A 19,089-nucleotide genomic window follows, 5' to 3' on the forward strand; every position below is an offset into this window, starting at 1 on the left:
CATTGTCGGCAGAGTGTAATACCGCAGAATTATTAGAGGAAATGGATAATTTTAATCAACGATAAGATGGGCTAATACAGGAGGGGATAAAAAAGCCGGCGCACTGGCCGGCCATAAAAATTATGCTTTTTCCGCAGGCTTCACCTGATTCAGATGAACATCCATCTGCGGATACGGGAAGCTGATACCGTTGGCATCAAAGGTGCGCTTCACGTTTTCCAGGAAATCCCAGTAAACCGGCATCAGTTCGCTGCTGCGACTCCAGGCACGCACCACAAAGTTGACCGAAGAGGCACTCAGTTCATTCAGACGCACCACGATATCATGATCCTTCAGCATGCGATCGTCAGCCTGGATAAGCTCATTGAGCAGGCGTTTTACCTCATCAATATCGGCATCGTAAGAGACCTGAATAATAAATTCGTTACGGCGTACCGGCTCGCGTGAATAGTTCACGATATTGCCGCTGATAATATTGCCGTTTGGAATCACCACTATTTTGCCATCCAGGGTGCGGATGGTAGTAGAGAAAATCTGCACGTTCAGCACGGTGCCGGACTGGCCGCTGATATCGACGAATTCGCCGGTGCGGAACGGGCGGAAAGTAACCAGCAATACGCCAGCCGCCAGGTTAGAGAGCGAGCCCTGCAGCGCCAGCCCCACGGCCAGACCGGCAGCACCCAGTACTGCAATCACCGAAGCGGTCTGTACCCCAACCCGCCCCAGGGCGGCGATCAGCGTAAAGGCGATAATCCCATAGCGTACCAGTGCGGAAAGGAAATCCGCCACGGTGGAGTCTATCTTACGGGACAGCATGACTTTATTGACCGCATTAGACACCATGCGGGCCACGATCATACCGATGATGATGATAGCGATAGCGGCGGCAATATTAACCGCGTAGCCAATTAGCAGCGCCTGATTGCGCACGACCCAGTTACCGGCATTTTCAATGCCGCCAATGACGTTAATGTCTTCCATCCATAAATCCTTAATATCGTTATGGTTTAAACTCGCTTCGCCGAAGCAATCCCCTTAAAGGGTAAGCAAAGGAGGGGGATTATACCAGGGGAGAAGCAGGCAACCACAAGAGGAGAATAAAAACAAAAAAAGGGCCCGCTTGCAGCAGGCCCTGTCAACAGTGCGTTACGCGCTGATTTAGAGTACGTCGATAGCGTTCAGCTCTTTAAACGCTTTTTCCAGGCGAGTCACCATGGACTGCTGGCCGGCACGCAGCCATACGCGCGGATCGTAGTACTTCTTGTTCGGCTGATCTGCGCCTTTCGGGTTACCCAACTGGCCCTGCAGATAGGCTTCGTTTTCTTTGTAGTAGTTCAGAATACCTTCCCAGGTTGCCCACTGGGTGTCGGTATCGATGTTCATTTTGATAACACCGTAGCCTACAGACTCTTCAATCTCAGCAGCAGTAGAGCCGGAACCACCGTGGAACACGAAGTTCAGGCTGTTGTGCGGCAGGTTATGTTTTTTGGAAACATAGTCCTGAGAGTCGCGCAGAATGGTCGGAGTCAGCTTAACGTTACCCGGCTTGTAAACGCCGTGTACGTTACCGAAGGAAGCGGCGATGGTGAAACGCGGGCTGATGGCGTTCAGCTTGGTGTACGCGTAGTCCACGTCTTCCGGCTGGGTGTACAGCGCGGATTCGTCCATATGGCTGTTGTCCACGCCATCTTCTTCACCGCCGGTGCAGCCCAGTTCGATCTCCAGGGTCATGCCCATTTTGGACATACGCTGCAGATATTTAGAGCAGATCTCGATGTTCTCTTCCAGAGACTCTTCAGACAGGTCGATCATGTGGGAAGAGAACAGCGGTTTACCGGTCGCGGCAAAGTGCTTCTCACCGGCGTCCAGCAGGCCATCGATCCACGGCAGCAGTTTCTTGGCGCAGTGGTCGGTGTGCAGGATAACCGGCACGCCGTAGTGTTCAGCCATCTGGTGCACGTGATGCGCGCCAGAGATAGCGCCCATAATGGCCGCGCCCTGAGGAACATCGGTCTTAACGCCTTTACCCGCGATAAAAGCCGCACCGCCGTTAGAGAACTGGACGATAACCGGCGATTTTACTTTCGCAGCGGTTTCCAGCACGGCGTTGATAGAGTCAGTACCCACGCAGTTAACTGCCGGCAGAGCAAAATTGTTCTCTTTTGCTACCTGGAACACCTTCTGTACGTCATCGCCAGTGATCACGCCAGGTTTTACGAAATCAAAAATTTTTGACATGTTACGTTGTCCTGTATCTTCTCGGCCTTTCATCCGTCGTCTTTCACCTGAGTGAAATCGCCAGGATGTCATTGAAAAACAGGCGGGATTTTCCCGCCTGAAGATGCATTACTGCTTAGCACGCTCTTCGAGCATGGCGACTGCCGGCAGTACTTTGCCTTCCACGAACTCCAGGAATGCGCCACCGCCAGTGGAGATGTAGGAGATCTTATCGGCGATGCCGAACAGATCGATGGCGGCCAGGGTATCGCCGCCGCCTGCGATGGAGAAGCCTTCGCTGTCAGCGATAGCGTTGGCAACAATCTCGGTGCCTTTGCGGAAGTTCGGGAATTCGAATACGCCAACCGGGCCATTCCACAGAATGGTTTTAGCGTTTTTCAGGATTTCCGCCAGTTTTTCAGCGGAAACATCGCCCAGATCCAGAATCTGCTCATCATCTTTAATGTCGGTTACCGACTTCAGGGTTGCAGGCGCAGTTTCAGAAAACTCGGTTGCCACACGTACGTCGGTCGGAACCGGGATATCGCAGGTGCCCAGCAGGCGTTTGGCTTCATCTACCAGGTCAGCTTCGTACAGGGATTTACCCACGTTGTGGCCCTGTGCGGCAACAAAGGTGTTAGCGATACCGCCGCCCACGATCAGCTGGTCAGCGATTTTAGACAGCGAGTCCAGCACGGTCAGTTTGGTAGAAACTTTGGAACCACCAACGATGGCAACCATCGGGCGAGCCGGCTCTTTCAGCGCTTTACCCAGCGCGTCCAGCTCGGCAGCCAGCAGCGGGCCAGCACAGGCAACGTCGGCGAACTTGCCCACACCGTGGGTGGAAGCCTGGGCGCGGTGCGCAGTACCGAAAGCGTCCATCACGAACACGTCGCACAGTGCGGCATATTTCTTAGACAGAGCTTCGTCGTCTTTCTTTTCGCCCTTGTTGAAGCGAACGTTTTCCAGCACCACCAGTTCGCCAGCGTCGATTTCAACGCCGTCCAGGTAATCTTTCGCCAGACGAACCGGATTAGAGAGCTTGTCTTTCAGGTAGTTAACTACCGGCAGCAGAGAGAATTCTTCGTTGTACTCGCCTTCGGTCGGACGACCCAGGTGGGAAGTGACCATCACTTTTGCGCCCTGCTTCAGAGCCAGTTCGATGGTGGGCAGGGAGGCACGGATACGGGCATCGCTTGTCACTTTCCCATCTTTAACCGGCACGTTCAGATCCGCACGGATTAGCACGCGTTTACCAGCCAGATCCAGATCGGTCATCTTAATTACAGACATGGTGAATCCTCTCGTTGATTCTTAAAGTTTTGCAGGCGCAAACCGCGCCTTACCTGAAACCAGTGGCGGCCATCGCTAACGTTGTGTCGAGCATTCGGTTAGCAAAGCCCCATTCGTTGTCGCACCAGACCAGGGTTTTGACCAGGTGCCCACCGCTGACCCGCGTCTGGGTGCCATCGACGATGGCACTGTGCGGATCGTGGTTAAAATCTGTCGAGACCAACGGTAATTCCGTATAGTCAACTATACCATGAAATACCCCCTGTGCCGCTTTTTGCAGCAACAGGTTAACCTGTTCAACCGTCACCGCCTGGCGCAGCGTAACGCTCAGATCGATGGCAGTTACGTTGATGGTTGGCACCCTGACCGCTATCGCTTCAAAGCGGTCACAGAACTGCGGAAAGATACGGGTAATGCCCGCCGCCAGCCGGGTATCAACCGGAATAATCGACTGGCTGGCCGCCCGGGTACGCCGCAGATCCGGGTGATATGCATCGATAACCTGCTGATCGTGCATCGCGGAGTGAATCGTGGTTACCGTTCCGGACTCAATGCCCCAGGCATCTTCCAGCAGCTTAATCACCGGGATAATGCAATTGGTGGTGCAGGAGGCGTTGGACACCATACGATCTTCCGCCCTGAGCGCCTGATGATTCACCCCGTAAACCACGGTAGCGTCCAGGTCATTCCCTCCGGGATGAGAGAACAGCACCTTCTTCGCACCTGCGGCGAGATGCAATTCGGCATCGGCCCTGCTGCCGTACACGCCGGTGCAGTCCAACACCACATCAATACCCAGATCGCGCCAGGGAAGCCGTTCGGGTTCGCGCAAATGCAGCAGGCGCACAACGTCATCGCCAATCCACAGTTGGTCACGCTCCTGACGAACGTCCCAACCGAAGCGCCCGTGGCTGGTATCGTACTTAAGCAGATGCGCCATCCCGGCGGAATCCGCCAGTTCGTTGATAGCCACCACGGCAATCTCCGCGCGGCGCCCGGATTCGTAGAGGGCGCGAACCACATTGCGTCCGATGCGGCCAAAGCCATTAATCGCGATGCGTACGGTCATATCTCTCCTGCCAGATTCCCACCAAAACGGCTGACAGAGTAATCCAGCGTGATGCCTTAAGGAATCTTTGCATGCCCAAAGGGTGACTGTTTGGTCGTTTGTCGAGCATTTTTTCTACTGAAACGAAACAACTGAAACGCTTCAGCCAGAATAAGCGAAACGGCCGCTAAAAGGAACGCCCTGGGTGCGGTACCGGGAAAATAACTTGATGTGCGTCACAAAATAACGTCACTGGAAGGAAGCCAACGAAAAAAGGCTCCCACCGGGAGCCTTTCATCAATACCCGATAATGGGGTTACAGCAGCGCTTTCGCTTTGTTAACCACGTTATCCACGGTGAAGCCAAACTCTTCGAACAGTTTCTCTGCCGGAGCAGACTCACCAAAGGTGGTCATACCCACGATATCGCCGTTCAGACCCACATACTTGAACCAGTAGTCGGCGATACCAGCTTCGATAGCCACACGAGCGCTAACGGCTTTCGGCAGTACCGATTCACGATAAGCGGCATCCTGCTTGTCGAAAGCGTCGGTGGACGGCATGGAAACCACGCGCGCCTGCACCCCTTCCGCCGTCAGGCGATCCCAGGCAGCCACGGCCAGCTCAACTTCAGAGCCGGTGGCGATCAGAATCAGCTGCGGCTGGCCTGCGCAATCTTTCAGCACATAACCGCCGCGAGCAACGTCCGCCAGCTGCTGAGCGCTACGCTCCTGCTGCGCCAGGTTCTGGCGGGAGAGGATCAGCGCGGTCGGACCGTCGTGACGCTCAACGCCATATTTCCAGGCAATGGCAGATTCCACCTGATCACAGGGGCGCCAGGTGCTCATATTCGGCGTCAGACGCAGGGAAGAGAGCTGCTCAACCGGCTGGTGAGTCGGGCCATCTTCGCCCAGACCGATAGAGTCATGGGTGTACACCATCACGTGGCGCTGCTTCATCAGTGCCGCCATACGCACCGCGTTACGGGCATATTCAACGAACATCAGGAAGGTAGAGGTGTACGGCAGGAAACCGCCGTGCAGCGCGATACCGTTGGCGATAGCGGTCATACCGAATTCACGCACGCCGTAGTGGATATAGTTACCCGCCGGATCTTCATTCAGCGCTTTAGAGCCGGACCACAGCGTCAGGTTAGACGGCGCCAGGTCGGCGGAGCCGCCCAGGAATTCAGGCAGCCAGGGACCGAAAGCTTCGATAGCGTTCTGGGAAGCTTTACGGCTGGCGATTTTCGCCGGTTCAGCCTGCAGTTTCTCGACGAAAGACTGCGCTTTTTCCGCAAAGTCGGCCGGCATTTCGCCCTTCATACGGCGGGTAAATTCTGCGGCTTCCTGCGGGAAAGCTTTCGCATAGGCGGCAAATTTCTCATTCCAGGCATGCTCTTTCGCAAGGCCCGCCTCTTTGGCGTCCCACTGCGCGTAGATATCCTGAGGAATCACAAACGGCTCATACTTCCAGCCAAGCGCTTCGCGGGTAGCGGCAACTTCGGCATCGCCCAGCGGCGCACCGTGGGAGTCATGAGTACCGGCCTTGTTCGGCGAGCCAAAACCGATAATGGTTTTGCACATCAGCAGAGAAGGCTTGTCAGTGACGCCACGCGCTTCTTCAATGGCGGCTTTGATAGCGTCAGCGTCGTGACCATCAACGCCACGAACCACGTGCCAGCCGTAAGCTTCGAAGCGCTTCGCGGTATCGTCGGTGAACCAGCCATCCACTTCGCCATCAATGGAGATACCGTTATCGTCGTAGAAAGCGACCAGTTTGCCCAGCTTCAGGGTACCCGCCAGCGAGCACACTTCGTGGGAGATCCCTTCCATCATGCAGCCGTCGCCCAGGAAGGTATAGGTATGATGGTCGACAATATCGTGGCCCGGACGGTTAAACTGCGCCGCCATGGTTTTTTCGGCAATCGCCATACCCACCGCGTTGGCAATCCCCTGCCCCAGCGGACCGGTGGTGGTTTCAACGCCCGCGGTGTAACCGACTTCCGGGTGGCCCGGCGTCTTCGAATGCAGCTGACGGAAGTTCTGCAGTTCAGACATCGGCAGATCGTAGCCAGTGAGGTGCAGCAGGCTGTAGATCAGCATGGAACCATGCCCGTTAGAGAGCACAAAGCGGTCGCGATCGGCCCAGTGCGGGTTGGTCGGATTGTGATTCATGTAATCGCGCCACAGAACTTCTGCGATATCCGCCATACCCATAGGGGCACCCGGGTGACCGGATTTGGCTTTTTGAACGGCGTCCATGCTGAGCGCACGAATGGCATTGGCAAGCTCTTTACGAGAAGACATTTTGACTCCAGATCGGATGGTTACAGGCTACGCCTTAGATTTGAACAAAAATGTTATCAACAATGTACCGCAAGCCGCTGGTCATGTACATGGAGCATCCTTTTGTCCACTTAGGAAATCTCCGGAACGGGCAATAAAACCGGACAATGGCTCGCCCACGACAGGGGTTCTTATTTATACTCAGCCCCAGGTCGGCGCCTGATATCATCGTCGCCGCTTTTCAGATCCCTTCATTATCTTTTTAAAACGGAAGTTAACACATGAAAATGCGTCCGATGCTGTTGGGTATCGTCGCCGCAACGACACTGCTGAGTGGCTGCCAGACTCTTGATTCCGGCGGCTCGGGATCCTCTGATTCCAGTATTCTAAATCTGTTCCCGGTCAGCGATGAACAGGTCATCGAACTGAGCGACAAAGCCTGTACTGAAATGGACAGTAAATCGACTATTGCGCCAGCCAACAGCGAATACAGCCAACGCCTGAACAAAATTGCCAGCGCCCTGGGGAGCGATATTAACGGCGTGAAGACCAACTATAAGGTCTATCAGTCCGAAGAGGTCAACGCCTTCGCCATGGCCAACGGCTGTATTCGCGTCTACAGCGGGCTGATGGACATGATGAACGATAACGAGGTGGAAGCGGTTGTCGGCCACGAAATGGGCCACGTAGCGCTCGGCCATGTGAAAAAAGGGATTCAGGTCGCCATGGGCACCAATACCCTGCGGGCGATTGCCGCCTCAGCCGGGGGAATTCTGGGCAGCCTCTCCCAGTCGGAACTGGGCGCGCTGGGCGGGCAGTTGGTTAACGCACAATTCTCACGACGCCAGGAGTCCGAAGCCGACGACTACTCCTACGATCTGCTACGCAAACGAGGCATCAACCCTTCCGGGCTGGTCACCAGCTTCGAGAAACTGGCCAAAATGGAGCAGGGTCGCAGCAGCTCAATGTTTGACGACCACCCGGGCTCCGAAGAGCGTGCCGCGCACATCCGCGAACGCATGCGCGCCGACGGCCTGACGCCGCCAGCGAAATAGTCCCCACTCGCTAAGGCCTCGCCCTATCGCGGCGAGGGCCTGGGGGCTGTGGCTGAGTCGGGCAATGCCTGATAATACCGAAGCGGGCGGTGGGTTAATGGTGGCGGTGATTCAGATGGCGATTACGCTGGGTGCGGGTATTGGTGGTTTCCTGTTTGACGCTGTCGGATGGTGGAGCCCGTTCGCCTTCGGTCTGCTGCTGCTAATTTGTTCGGGGTTCGCCGCATGGGCGGCCCGTAAGGAAAACGCGGTGCTACAGGCATCCTGTCGCCACTCTTAAACGTTTCTTCGGCCCGGCGAAAATCCGGGCAGAAGAGTTACCTGGCCCGCTGATTAACCCACACCAGTTTATCAACCGGGAAGTCCAGCCCACGGGCAACAGAAAGATAGTCCTGTTTTATTGGTTCCGGAATTTCCGGCGTGCGAGCCAGAATCCACAGGTAGTCGCGGTTCGGTCCACTGACCAGGGCGTAGCGGTAGTCGTCATCCAGCGCAATCACGTTATAGCCGCCATAGAATGGTCCAAAAAATGAGACTTTCAGCGCTGCAGTCGTAGGATCGCCGGTAAAGTACGCTTTACCTTCGCTCTCCTTCCAGCGTCGCTGCACCGGATCATAACCCCGATTTAGTACGCTGAGACCGCCGTCGGGGCGCTTACCATAGGTTGCCGTCACCTGCTCCAGCCCCCGCTCGAAACGGTTTTCCAGACGGGCTATTTCGTACCATTTACCCAGGTAGCGTTCGCCATCAAAACGGGGAATGGGTTTCACACCCTTTGGCGGCGTTGGCGATTGACAGGCCACCAGCGTTAACGCCAGAACAACGCCGCTTACCACAGGCCATAGCTTCATACAGACTCCTTACGGGGATGTTGTCTGTCTACATCAGTGCGCCGCAAGGGCATAAAAAAACGCGGGATCCGACTGGATGGTCGCCAGCACCTTTGCTGCTAATCCAGTCGGATTACGCCGCTTCGACTCCCAGCTTTTAATGGTGTCGACGCTGGTGCCCAGCGCTTTCGCCATTTCGCTCTGGGAAACATTCAACTGCTCGCGAATCGCCTTTACATCCGCAATGTCATAGCGGGTCACACGGCCGGGCGCTTGCGCCCCTTTCTTAATATCCACCGCCTCTTCCAGGGACGTTTTCAGGTCGTTAAAAAAATCCATCTTACACCTCGTTTTTCAGTTGCCAGGTCAGTTTCTTCAGCGCCGCTTTTTCGGCATCGGTCAGGCTGTCTTTAACATTTTTAGGATACGCCATGATTAACCAGACAATCTCCCGGGTTGCCAGAAAGTAAATCACTCTGGCGCCGCCGCTTTTTCCCTGGGCGCCCGTCGCCATCCTGATTTTACGCAACCCACCGGTTTGCTGTATCACTTCGCCTCTGTCCGGAAACGCAATCAGCTCTCTTTGAAGCGCCATGAGCTCATCATCGGTGGCGATCTGCTTGATCTGCCGGGTAAACATGGACGTTTCGATAAATTCCATCATCAGTCGTTCTTCCTTGCCAGGGTACAAGGTACACACACAGGAGTACTTTGTACACGATCAGGTTCACTTTTTTACCATTTCAGTAAGTAAGGTACGACAGCGGTGGGGTACCAGAGGAAGGCAAAATGCAGTAAATGCGCGACCGGTTCAGAAATAAAAAAGGGCCGCAGTGCGGCCCCTGATAGCTCAATACAATGTTTTCTGCGGCGGTCCGGCAAAGCGCAGCGGGCCAATCGCCCCCATACGCACCTCCACCACCGAAGGTCCCGGCATCGCCAGCGCTTCCGCCAGCACCGCCTGGAAATCCTGTTCCCGCTCTACGGACCAGGCCTGAAGCCCCATCGCCTGAGCCAGCGCGGTAAAGTCCGGGGTATGCAGCTCGTTGTAGTACTGACGGCCGCCGAAGTATTTGTCCTGGATGCCGCGCATCACGCCATAGCCGCCATCGTTCATGATAAGCAGCGTCACGTTGGCCTTCTCCTGCGCCAGAGTCGCCATCTCGCCCAGATTCAGGCTCAGGCCACCATCGCCCACCAGCCCCACCACTTTGCGTTGCGGATTGGCCAGCGCGGTACCGACCGCCATCGGCAACCCCATGCCGATGGCGCCGGCCAGCGAATGGATATTGCCCAACGGACCGTTAGCGCGGAACAGACGGCTGCCCCACAGGCTGCCGGAAACCGTAATATCGCGCACCAGAATACCGTCGGCAGGCAGTGCCTGTTCGATGGCGTCATTCAGAGCCGCATAGGCGCCGCACTGATCGCGCAGCCCCTTCACCGCCAGGCTGAGCGCATCGCGAATCTGCGCATCCCACCGGGCATCGCCCCATATCCGCCCCTGCGCTTTTTCGGCCAGCGCCGTCAGCAGCAGCGCACTGTCCGCCACCAGGGTTTCATCCATCAGATAGTTACGACTGGCCGCCGCCGGATCGATATCGATCTGAACCCGTGGCTCAGGCAGATTCAGGGTCCATGAGCGGGTTTCATTGCTGCGCAGCCGCGATCCCACCACCAGCGTCATATCGCACTGCGCCAGTAATTCTTCCACCGACGGCGAGTTATGGAACGCCCTCAGGCTGCGCGGATGGCTGTCCGGCAAAATGCCGCGTCCGTGGGTGCTGGAAATCACCGTCACCCCGGCGTCCGCCAGGCGGGCCACCGCCTCGCCGCATTCCAGCGCGCCGCCCCCCAGCCACAGCAGCGGCTGCTTTGCCTGACGCAGGCGCTGCCACAGACGTTCTACGCTTTCAGCATCCGGCGCCTGAGCACTCAGCGGCGCCGCAGGGAGCGTTACCAGCGACGCCGGAATTTTGCTGCCCTGGATATCGATAGGAATCTCAACCGAAACCGGCCCGCAGGGCGGCGTCTGAGCCTCCTGAATCGCCCGCTGTACAATAGCCACCGCCTGATTAGCGTTGGATACCCGGTAAGCGCGCTTAGAGCTGGCCCGCAGATAGCCCATCTGGTCGCGGGTTTCATGAATAAAGCCGGTATCGGCATCCAGCCAGGCCTTTTCCACCTGGCCGGTCAGGTGCAACAGCGGCGTACTGGCGTTCATGGCCTCTACAAGCGCCCCCACCGCATTGCCCGCTCCGGCGCCGGTGCTGGTTAACGCGACACCCAGGCCGGAAAAACGTCCGTGAGCGTCGGCCATGGTGACCGCACCTGCCTCTCCGCGCGACGGGACAAAACGGATATTGCCGCGCTGCCCGATAGCATCGGCCACCGGCAGATTATGAATAGAGATCACGCCATACAGGGTATCGACGCCGTACAGTTCGAGGGTACGGGCGACGGCTTCGCCCACGGTAATCATTTCGCTCATCATCAGCCCTTTTGTTAGTCGCACCAGTGGTTAACGCCGTTACCGGTCGCCAGATAGATGCTCTTTTGCTGCATCCAGGCTTTCAGCCCCTGAATGCCCTTCTCGCGGCCCAAACCGCTCTCTTTAAAGCCGCCAAACGGCGTGGAAATAGAAAAAACTTTGTAGGTATTAATCCAGATAGTGCCCGCCTCAAGCGCCTGTGCCAGCCGCAGCGCCCGCCCGGTATCCCGGCTCCAGATACCCGCAGCCAGGCCGTAGACCGAATCATTAGCCTCGGCAATTAATTGCTGCTCGTCGTCAAAGGCCATCGCCACCAGCACCGGCCCAAAAATTTCTTCCTGGCAGACCTGAGCCGTATTCTCCAGCCCTTCAATAATGGTGGGCTGGAACCAGTTACCGGCCGCCAGTTGAGGATCGGCCGGGATCTCGCCACCGCACAGCACTTCGCCCCCTTCGTCACGGGCCATCTGAACGTAGCTCATCACCTTGTCGCGATGCTGCGGGCTAATCAGTGGCCCGATATGGGTGCCCGGCGTCAGCGGATGACCGATCCGCAAACCGCGGGTCAGTTCCAGCAGCCGGGTCATCAGCGGCTGGTAAACGCTGCTGTGAACAAAAAGGCGAGCGCCTGCGATACAGGCCTGACCGCCAGAGCTGAAAATGCCGTAGCAGATACCGCGCGCGGCCTGCTCGATATCGGCATCTTCCAGTACGATGGTGGGCGACTTGCCCCCCAGCTCCAGCGACGTGGAGATCAGTTTTTCCGCCGCCACATGGGCCAGATGACGCCCGGTGGAAGTACCGCCGGTAAACGAGATTTTGCGCACCTTCGGGTGACGGGCCAGCGCATCGCCGATTATCGATCCTTTCCCCGGCAGTACGCTGAGCAACCCGGCAGGCAGCCCGGCCTGTTCGAAGATCCTGGCCAGCTCCAGCGCCATCAGCGGCGTCGCTTCGGCAGGTTTCAGGACAACCGCATTACCGGCAGCGATGGCCGGTGCCACCTTCTGCATTTCACTGGCGATCGGCGAATTCCAGGGGGTGATTGCCGCCACCACGCCCAGAGGCTCGTAGTGACTCAGAGTCATCACCTCGGGAATACGCGGCGTCGGCAACTCCCCTTCCAGCAGTTCGCAGGCTGCCGCAAAGTAGCGGGCCGTTCCCGCCGCGCTCATGACCAGGCCGCGGGTTTCCGCCAGCGGTTTACCGTTATCACGGGTCTGAAGTTCTGCCAGCGTATCCACCCGTGATTCAATGATCTCAGCCACCCGCGAGAGGATCCGCGCCCGCTGATGCGGCAGGCTGTTGCGCCATGCAGGATCTCGCCACGCCGCTTCGCCACGCTCGACCGCCGTTTCCAGATCGGCCAGATCTGCCGCATAAAGTTCGGCATTCACGGAGCCGTCCGCCGGGAAGCGGCTATGCATCAAATTGCCACCACCGCGGCGCCACTCTCCGCCAACAAAAATATCCAGAGGTTCCATGGTTACTCCTTACTGTTGCGCCAGTTCACGGCAGGCACGCACCGCACTTAACGCCGCCAGGGTCGAGGTTTTGGGATTACTGGCTAACGGCAGCCCGCTCAGCTCCAGGCTAAATTCGCCAAAGCCCCCGGCAGCGTGCAGGGTGTGAGTGTTACGGGTGGTTTGCGGATCCACCATGAGCTGAACCCGGGTTTCATCCATGCCCACGCCGCCCAGTGCCACAGTGGCCGCTACGTTGGCATTGGCCGGGAACAATTGTGCTGCTTCACGGGCGCTGCCTTCAAAGAAGATCTGCGCTTCGCTAACCGAATCCAGGTCGATCAGCTTTTCCGCGTGGCTACCGCGCCAGCTGGCCGGACTTTTACGCGAACGGTAGGTCACCCGGTAGAGCCCCCCTTCTTTTGCGGCCTTCAGTCCGTCAATGCCGGCCACCGCACCGGCGAGCAGGGTCAGCCTGCCGTTGCCTGCGCGTCGGGCAGCCGCCAGACGCTGTTCCAGCGCCGCATCCGCCAGCGCGCCGGTGGAAATCACCGCCAGATGCCAGCCCCGGGCCAGCACCGCCGCGCCATATTGCGCCACCGCCTGCTGGCTGGCGCACTCCAGCACCAGGTCCGGGGCGCCCGTGCAATCATTCACCTCAGCCAGCGCTTCCACCTTCCCGTGAAAGCGGTCGCGGATAGCGGCATGATGGCGCTCGCGCGCCACAATCCAGCCCAGTTCCACGCCCTCTGGCAGTCGCTCAATCACCGTCTGCGCCATCGCGCCGTAACCGATTAGCATCACCTTTTTCATGGTCGCGCTCCTTACAGGTGTCGGCAAAAACCGCCGGACACATCCAGCGCCGCACCGGTAGTAAAAGACGCCAGCGGCGAAGCCAGGAACAGCAGCGCCTGGGCGGGTTCCTGGGGTTTACCCAACCGCCCCATCGGAATACCGCGCTTACGGGCTATCTCGCCTGTCCACTGGGGCCAGCTCTGGGATTTATCGGTGCGATTTTCAAAGCGGCGTCGCCACTGCCCGGATTCCACCATCCCCAGCAGAATCGAATTCACCCGGATCCCTTTTTCGACCAGATCCTTCGAGAGCGTCAGCGTCATATTAAGCAGCGCCGCCCGCGCCGCGGAGGTCGCAATCATGTGCTCTTCCGGTTGCAGGGCCAGCAGCGAATTAACGCAGGTGACAGAGGCGATATCCGAACGTTCCAGCCACGGCAGAAACGCCTGGAGCGGATTAATCACGCCGAACAGCTTCAGTTCGGCTTCATGCAGCCAGGCTTCACGTGGCGTGTCGGCAAAATGGGCCACAAAGCCCTGACCTGCGTTGTTGATCAGCATATCCACGCCGCCAAAACGTTCGGCGACCGCGGCGGCAAACTGTTTAACCTGCTCTTCCTGCAATACATCGCAGCGCTGCGCCAGAATTTCGGCTTCCGGGTATTCCCCCTGGAGTGCCGCCAGCGCGCTGGCGAGCCGGTCGTCATCGCGACCGCAGAAGGCCACCTTCGCCCCTTCGCCCAGCAGCAGGCGCAGGGTCTCAAAGCCGATTCCCGAGGAGCCGCCGGTGACCACCGCTACGCGGTCCTCAATTTGTGCATTCATAGCTCGCCTCTTGCATTACCCGTATAAGCTGTTGATTAAAAAAACTGTCATTGTCGAGATAGCTGGCATGCCCCGCCTGAGGGATGGCGACCCCTGGCGCATTCCAGCGCTGGGCCAGTCCCCAGGCGTTTTCCGGGGGGGTAATGGCATCCTGTTCGCCACACCACACTTCCAGCTCACAGCGGCAATCCCCCAGCCAGCGATGGATATCGTCGTCGGCCAGCATCCGGGCCGCTGCCAGGAATCCTTCCCGACGCAGGCGGCGCATACCCTCCGCCACGGTGTCGATATCCTCAGGATGGGCACCCGGGCGCAGCAGTTTGTCCGCCCGGGTGCGGGCCAGGTTTTCCATCCCCTCCGCCGCCTGCCGTTCGCGACGGCGCCAGACCTGCTCGCGCTGCTCCGGGGCCGCCTGTCCGTATCCCTGGGCCGGATCCGCCAGGATCAGGCGCATCACCCGTCCGGGATAGCGGGCAGCGAAGGCGCTGGCAACCAGCGCCCCCAGCGAGTGGCCAAGCAGCACGGTTTTCTCTACCCCTGCCCTGTCCAGCATGACCGCCAGGGCATCGGCGTAGTCCGCCGCCATCGGTTTTTCCTCTTCAGGCATCGGGCTGTCGCCGTAACCCGGCATATCCCAGGCCAGCAGGCGGTACTCCTTCAACACCGCCATCTGCTTATACCAGGAACGGCTGCCGGAACTGATGCCGTGCAGCAGCGTCAGCGCCGTACCGCTCCCCGTCTCGCGCCAGCAGGTCATAAGCCGCTCCTTATTTTTTATCGCGCTTCACTTTGGAGAGCGGATGATCTTCCGGATAGCTCGGAATATGCGGCTTCGGCGTACCCAGCATCACGCACATCAGCGCTTCTTCCTCGCCGTGGTTCAGCAACCCGCGGTAAATCCCCGGCGGAACCGAAATCAGGTCACGCTCGCGCAGTACCGTTTCGTAATACTGGTCACCGTCCTGAATCATCAGAGTGATGGTGCCCTTGAGCATAAAGAACACCTCTTCCACGTCGTCATGCAGATGCAGCGGCCCTTCACACTTCGACGGCAGCACCATGGTGGAAAAGGTAAAGTGTTCGGCGGGCACCGTGTTGGTGTCGCTGGCAACGCCGGTAGCGCCGGTGCCGATGTAGCGCATCTGGGCGCGGCGGTATTTCGGGTCGAAATCGGCCTGGAATTTCAGGGCGTTCCAGTCATATTTACGCCCTTCGAAACGGGCGATACGCGACTCCACCCACTCTTCCATGCTCAGGTTTTCCGGCTTCATTTTGGCGCCGGACGCCAGGGTTGTGGTCTCAGACATCATCGTCTCCTTAATAGCGTTTCAGTAACGGCAGTAACAGCGCGCAGCCCAGCACCGCAATCACCACCAGAAAGATCAGACCGCTGTCCATACTGTGGGTGAAGGCGATAAGCGCCCCCATCACCGCCGGGGACAGCGCGCCGGCGAAGTTACCCAGTCCGTTAAACACACCGCCCGCCGTGGCGCTGACCGCCGGTCGGGTCGCCTTAGCCAGCAGCGCGAAGATGTTGGGCGCACCGGTACCCCACATAAAGGTGCTGAAGCTCATGGCGGCAATGACCGCCAGCGGCGTATTCAGATGCAGCACCAGCCACAGACCGATGGCGGCGCCCCCCATCGAGATAAAGCAGGCGGCGGCCCTGCGATCCACGCGATCCGACAGCCAGGCGCCGATCACTTCCCCCACCAGCATGGCGATAAAGGGCAGCGACGACATCCAGCCCGCATGCTCCAGGTGAATGCCTTTTCCCTTAATCAGATAGCCCGGCAGCCAGCCGTTAATGCCCCACAGGTAGGTCATAAACGCGATGTTAAAGATGCAGACCATCCAGAAATACGGGCTGGCGAACAGCTCACGGCGTGCGGCGCTGCGGGCTTCCGGCGTGGGAGCGCTCGCCTTGTTCTGCCCGGCTTCCATCCGCACGTGGCGCAGTCCGAATCGCACCAGAAACAGCACCGGCAGGGTCAGAATCGCCATGGTGAAAAAGGTGCTCTGCCAGCCGAAGTGGTTCAGCAGCCAGATAGACAGCGGAAAACCGATGGCGGCGCCGAGCGGCGTGCCCAGCAGCCACATCATGGTGGCGCGCGCCTGCAAATGAGACGGGAACGAGTGGCGAATAATCGCGAAGGCCAGTGAAAACAGCGGCCCTTCGGCAATGCCCAGCAGGATGCGCAATACCAGCATGGCGTTATAGGAGTGGGTAAAACCCATCAGGGCCATCAGCCCGCACCAGCTCACCATCATCCAGGTCAGCAGGCGCACCGGCGCAATGCGATCGCCCAGGCCGCTCAACAGCATGGATGAAAAGCCATAGCTGAGCAGGAAGGCGGTCATCAGCAGACCGAGTTTGGTGGTATCGAAACCGATGCCCATGGCCTGCTGGAATCCGTCGTCGGAAAACAGCGCCGCTATGCTTATCTTGTCGAAAAAGGCCAGCAGTACGCAGGCGAGAAGGGCCAGCGGAATCGACCAGCGGACCGGCATTTCGGACGTGCGCTCCCCCTCACCGCTCGCCGCCCGGGGCGCGGTGTCTGTCTCTAAAGTAGTCATGCTTGCACTCCCCCTCGCGGGTATGGCTTTCCCTTAACGCAGGGACATCAGTGAAAAGTCAGGATCGGTCAGCGGTTGCTGCGACAGATCCCGCCCGGCAGCCATCCAGCGTTTGGCGAGTTTGACGGTGCGGGGGTCATTAAAGGCCACCAGTTGCGTCAGCCGTCCCTGCGCATCCAGCGAGAAAAAGAGCGTACCGCGCGCGTCGCGCCGCACCAGGGTCCGGGTGTCGGGCTGCGGGATCCCAAGGATCTGAATGTTGTGCTGATATTGATCCGACCACAGCCATACCTCTTCGTCATAACCTGGCGCTGTGGCATCCAGCATCGCTCTGGCGGCGGCAATGGCCTGGTTTTGCGCAAAAGCCCAGGACTGGGGGCTCAGGCCAAAGCGCGGATGCTGCGCCACATCGCCTGCGGCAAAAATCGCCGGATCGCTGGTGCGCCCCTGAGCATCCACCACAATGGCGCGCTCAACCGCAAGACCGGCATCCCGCGCCAGCCCGACGTTAAGATCCACCCCGATCCCAACCACCACGGCGTCAAACGACTCGCGCCGTCCGTCACAGTGAATCACCGGCAGTCCCGCGTCATCGCTCAGCTCCAGCGGCCCGCAGCCGCAGCGGATCGCCACGCCCTGCGCTTCATGCAGCGCCTGGAGTTCGGCGGAAACCAGGGGCGACACCGAACGCTGGCACAGAGCCTGCTGCTGTTCGAACAGCGTGACCGCCACGCCGGATTTACGCGCCGAAGCGGCAATCTCCAGCCCTATCCAGCCGCCGCCCACCACGGCCAGCCGTTGAGACTGCCCCAGTCTCTGCTTCAGGCGTCGGGCATCTTCCCAGTCGCGCAGGGTGTAAACATACGGATGAGCGCGCCAGGTTTCGTCCGGCACTCTGGCCCGCCCGCCGGTGGCGATCAGCAACTGGTCGTAATGCAGCTTTTCACCGTCGTTCAGCACAACCGCCTTTTCGTCGCGCAGAATGGCTTCGGCGCGCTTCGGGCGATACCAGCGCAGGTCGAGCTGCTGTTGCACCTCTTCGCTAAACAGCCGCGGCAGAGCCGGACTCTCTTCCAGCAGCGCCCCCTTGGAAAGCGGCGGACGCTCGTAGAAATCCTGATCTTCCTGGGCCACCACGCAGATCTCTCCCTGCCAGCCGCCGTCGCGCAGGGTCTTTGCCGCCCAGCCACCAGCCTGACCGCCGCCGATAATGACAATGCGCGCCGTCATGCCGCCTCCGACTTTTTCTGCTGGCGTCGGGTTTCATAGTCGATCCCCCCTTCCACCGCCCATTCAGTGAAGGAGACCAGCGAATGTTCCAGCTCACGCGGCTGCCAGTTTTCGGTGAGGTAATCTTCGTTGGTGTAGTACTCAAAAGCGCCGCCGGTGGGGCTGTTGACGTACCAGAAGTAGGCCGAAGAGATGGGGTGACGCCCCGGACCGATAAAGGTGCTCCACTGCTGCTTGTTCATCGCCAGCCCACCGCCTATCACCTCGTGAATATCGCGAACGGTAAAGGCCACGTGATTCAGGCCGCGCCCGCGATGCGGCAACTGCAACAGGAACAGATTGTGGTGACCGCCCCGGGCCTGGGTGCGCAAAAACACGGCGCGATCCACGTAGCGATCGGAAACCTGAAAGCCCAGCACGTCGCAGTAAAAACGCTCCACCGCCGCCAGATCGTCCACGAAGAACACCACGTGACCGATGTTGATAGGCTCCGCTTTTTCGTAGAGCGGGCTGGGTTTATCCACCCGACGCATATCGCCCCACTGGTTGATGGGGTCAACGTCAAGTGTCACCGGCTGCTGCTGTGTGACCTGCACCCGCAGGGTCATGCCGTTGGGATCGCGACACTCCAGCGCACCGTCCAGCTCGCGGAAGCCCGGCTGTGCGCTCAGCTTCGGGCGCAGCGCCGCCAGGGCCTGGTCGTCGGCCACGGCCCAGGTCATACGGCGCAGCGTAGAGCCCTGTTCAAACGCCGGGGGCAGTTCGCCGTCGTCCAGCGGAGACAGTTCAACCCGGGCACCGCTCAGCGTGGTGAAACGGCGCTGTGAACCGTCATCACGCAGGCCGAAATCACGCATAAAGGTGGCGCTACGCGTCATGTCTTCGACGCCGAATTCCAGCTTTTCAATTCCCGTTACGCTCATGGTTATTCGCCTCGTTATTCGTTCTGTGCCCGGATTCGGGCGTAAAAGGGTCCCGA

General features: G+C 58.8%; 19 protein-coding genes. 2 read left to right on the forward strand and 17 right to left on the reverse strand.

The window, feature by feature from the left end; all coding sequences use genetic code 11:
- Positions 1 to 120 precede the first annotated feature (120 nt).
- The 5 genes from mscS to tkt all read right to left on the reverse strand — a co-directional run bounded on the left by mscS (position 121) and on the right by tkt (position 6,866).
- Entirely contained in the window at positions 121 to 981 is an 861-nt protein-coding gene (gene mscS, locus SCU88_RS20745) for a small-conductance mechanosensitive channel MscS (protein ID WP_138093447.1), read from the reverse strand.
- Positions 982 to 1,158: 177 nt separating this feature from the next.
- A complete protein-coding gene (gene fbaA, locus SCU88_RS20750; protein WP_138093450.1) occupies positions 1,159 to 2,238 on the reverse strand; it encodes a class II fructose-bisphosphate aldolase in 1,080 nt (359 codons plus the stop codon).
- 108 nt (positions 2,239 to 2,346) lie between these two features.
- Positions 2,347 to 3,510, reverse strand: coding sequence for a phosphoglycerate kinase (gene pgk, locus SCU88_RS20755; protein ID WP_138093453.1), 1,164 nt, complete (start codon positions 3,508 to 3,510; stop codon positions 2,347 to 2,349).
- A 49-nt stretch (positions 3,511 to 3,559) separates the two neighbouring features.
- A complete protein-coding gene (gene epd, locus SCU88_RS20760; RefSeq protein WP_138093456.1) occupies positions 3,560 to 4,579 on the reverse strand; it encodes an erythrose-4-phosphate dehydrogenase in 1,020 nt (339 codons plus the stop codon).
- A 295-nt stretch (positions 4,580 to 4,874) separates the two neighbouring features.
- Positions 4,875 to 6,866 (reverse strand): transketolase, encoded by a 1,992-nt coding sequence (gene tkt / locus SCU88_RS20765; RefSeq protein WP_175341040.1) that lies wholly within the window; start codon positions 6,864 to 6,866, stop codon positions 4,875 to 4,877.
- Between the two features lie 260 nt (positions 6,867 to 7,126).
- On the opposite strand from tkt, the gene SCU88_RS20770 reads away from it, so the two are divergent.
- The gene (locus tag SCU88_RS20770; RefSeq protein ID WP_175341041.1) at positions 7,127 to 7,900 is read left to right on the forward strand and encodes a M48 family metalloprotease; all 774 of its coding nucleotides are present in this window, start codon (positions 7,127 to 7,129) and stop codon (positions 7,898 to 7,900) included.
- A 64-nt stretch (positions 7,901 to 7,964) separates the two neighbouring features.
- Positions 7,965 to 8,180 carry a hypothetical protein gene (locus SCU88_RS20775; RefSeq protein WP_431810052.1) on the forward strand — a complete coding sequence of 72 codons (216 nt, stop codon included), beginning with the start codon at positions 7,965 to 7,967 and terminating at the stop codon, positions 8,178 to 8,180.
- 37 nt (positions 8,181 to 8,217) lie between these two features.
- Here SCU88_RS20775 and blc read toward each other — a convergent pair whose 3' ends face one another.
- From blc to SCU88_RS20835, 12 genes are all read right to left on the reverse strand, one after another.
- A complete protein-coding gene (gene blc, locus SCU88_RS20780) occupies positions 8,218 to 8,751 on the reverse strand; it encodes an outer membrane lipoprotein Blc (protein WP_175341042.1) in 534 nt (177 codons plus the stop codon).
- Between the two features lie 33 nt (positions 8,752 to 8,784).
- The gene (gene nadS / locus SCU88_RS20785; protein ID WP_175341043.1) at positions 8,785 to 9,069 is read right to left on the reverse strand and encodes a NadS family protein; all 285 of its coding nucleotides are present in this window, start codon (positions 9,067 to 9,069) and stop codon (positions 8,785 to 8,787) included.
- A 1-nt stretch (position 9,070) separates the two neighbouring features.
- Positions 9,071 to 9,394, reverse strand: coding sequence for a type II toxin-antitoxin system RelE/ParE family toxin (locus SCU88_RS20790; protein WP_175341044.1), 324 nt, complete (start codon positions 9,392 to 9,394; stop codon positions 9,071 to 9,073).
- Between the two features lie 186 nt (positions 9,395 to 9,580).
- Positions 9,581 to 11,221 carry a thiamine pyrophosphate-binding protein gene (locus tag SCU88_RS20795; protein ID WP_175341062.1) on the reverse strand — a complete coding sequence of 547 codons (1,641 nt, stop codon included), beginning with the start codon at positions 11,219 to 11,221 and terminating at the stop codon, positions 9,581 to 9,583.
- A gap of 14 nt (positions 11,222 to 11,235) precedes the next feature.
- A complete protein-coding gene (locus tag SCU88_RS20800) occupies positions 11,236 to 12,705 on the reverse strand; it encodes an aldehyde dehydrogenase family protein (protein WP_175341045.1) in 1,470 nt (489 codons plus the stop codon).
- Positions 12,706 to 12,714: 9 nt separating this feature from the next.
- Positions 12,715 to 13,497 carry an aspartate dehydrogenase gene (locus SCU88_RS20805; protein ID WP_175341046.1) on the reverse strand — a complete coding sequence of 261 codons (783 nt, stop codon included), beginning with the start codon at positions 13,495 to 13,497 and terminating at the stop codon, positions 12,715 to 12,717.
- A gap of 11 nt (positions 13,498 to 13,508) precedes the next feature.
- Positions 13,509 to 14,303: an SDR family oxidoreductase gene (locus tag SCU88_RS20810; RefSeq protein WP_138093477.1), complete on the reverse strand. Its 795-nt coding sequence runs from the start codon at positions 14,301 to 14,303 to the stop codon at positions 13,509 to 13,511.
- Positions 14,287 to 15,060 carry an alpha/beta fold hydrolase gene (locus SCU88_RS20815; protein ID WP_175341047.1) on the reverse strand — a complete coding sequence of 258 codons (774 nt, stop codon included), beginning with the start codon at positions 15,058 to 15,060 and terminating at the stop codon, positions 14,287 to 14,289. Before SCU88_RS20815 ends, SCU88_RS20810 begins: the two co-directional genes overlap by 17 nt.
- A 10-nt stretch (positions 15,061 to 15,070) precedes the next feature.
- Positions 15,071 to 15,574 carry a cupin domain-containing protein gene (locus SCU88_RS20820; protein ID WP_421805384.1) on the reverse strand — a complete coding sequence of 168 codons (504 nt, stop codon included), beginning with the start codon at positions 15,572 to 15,574 and terminating at the stop codon, positions 15,071 to 15,073.
- A gap of 46 nt (positions 15,575 to 15,620) precedes the next feature.
- Positions 15,621 to 16,880, reverse strand: a complete 1,260-nt coding sequence (locus SCU88_RS20825; RefSeq protein ID WP_138093486.1) for an MFS transporter — start codon at positions 16,878 to 16,880, stop codon at positions 15,621 to 15,623.
- 33 nt (positions 16,881 to 16,913) lie between these two features.
- Positions 16,914 to 18,110 (reverse strand): FAD-dependent oxidoreductase, encoded by a 1,197-nt coding sequence (locus SCU88_RS20830; protein ID WP_175341048.1) that lies wholly within the window; start codon positions 18,108 to 18,110, stop codon positions 16,914 to 16,916.
- The gene (locus SCU88_RS20835; protein WP_175341049.1) at positions 18,107 to 19,033 is read right to left on the reverse strand and encodes a VOC family protein; all 927 of its coding nucleotides are present in this window, start codon (positions 19,031 to 19,033) and stop codon (positions 18,107 to 18,109) included. Before SCU88_RS20835 ends, SCU88_RS20830 begins: the two co-directional genes overlap by 4 nt.
- Positions 19,034 to 19,089: the final 56 nt, after the last annotated feature.

It is taken from the genome of Jejuibacter sp. L23 (genome assembly GCF_050815825.1).
Classification (GTDB): Bacteria; Pseudomonadota; Gammaproteobacteria; order Enterobacterales; family Enterobacteriaceae; genus Jejubacter; species Jejubacter calystegiae.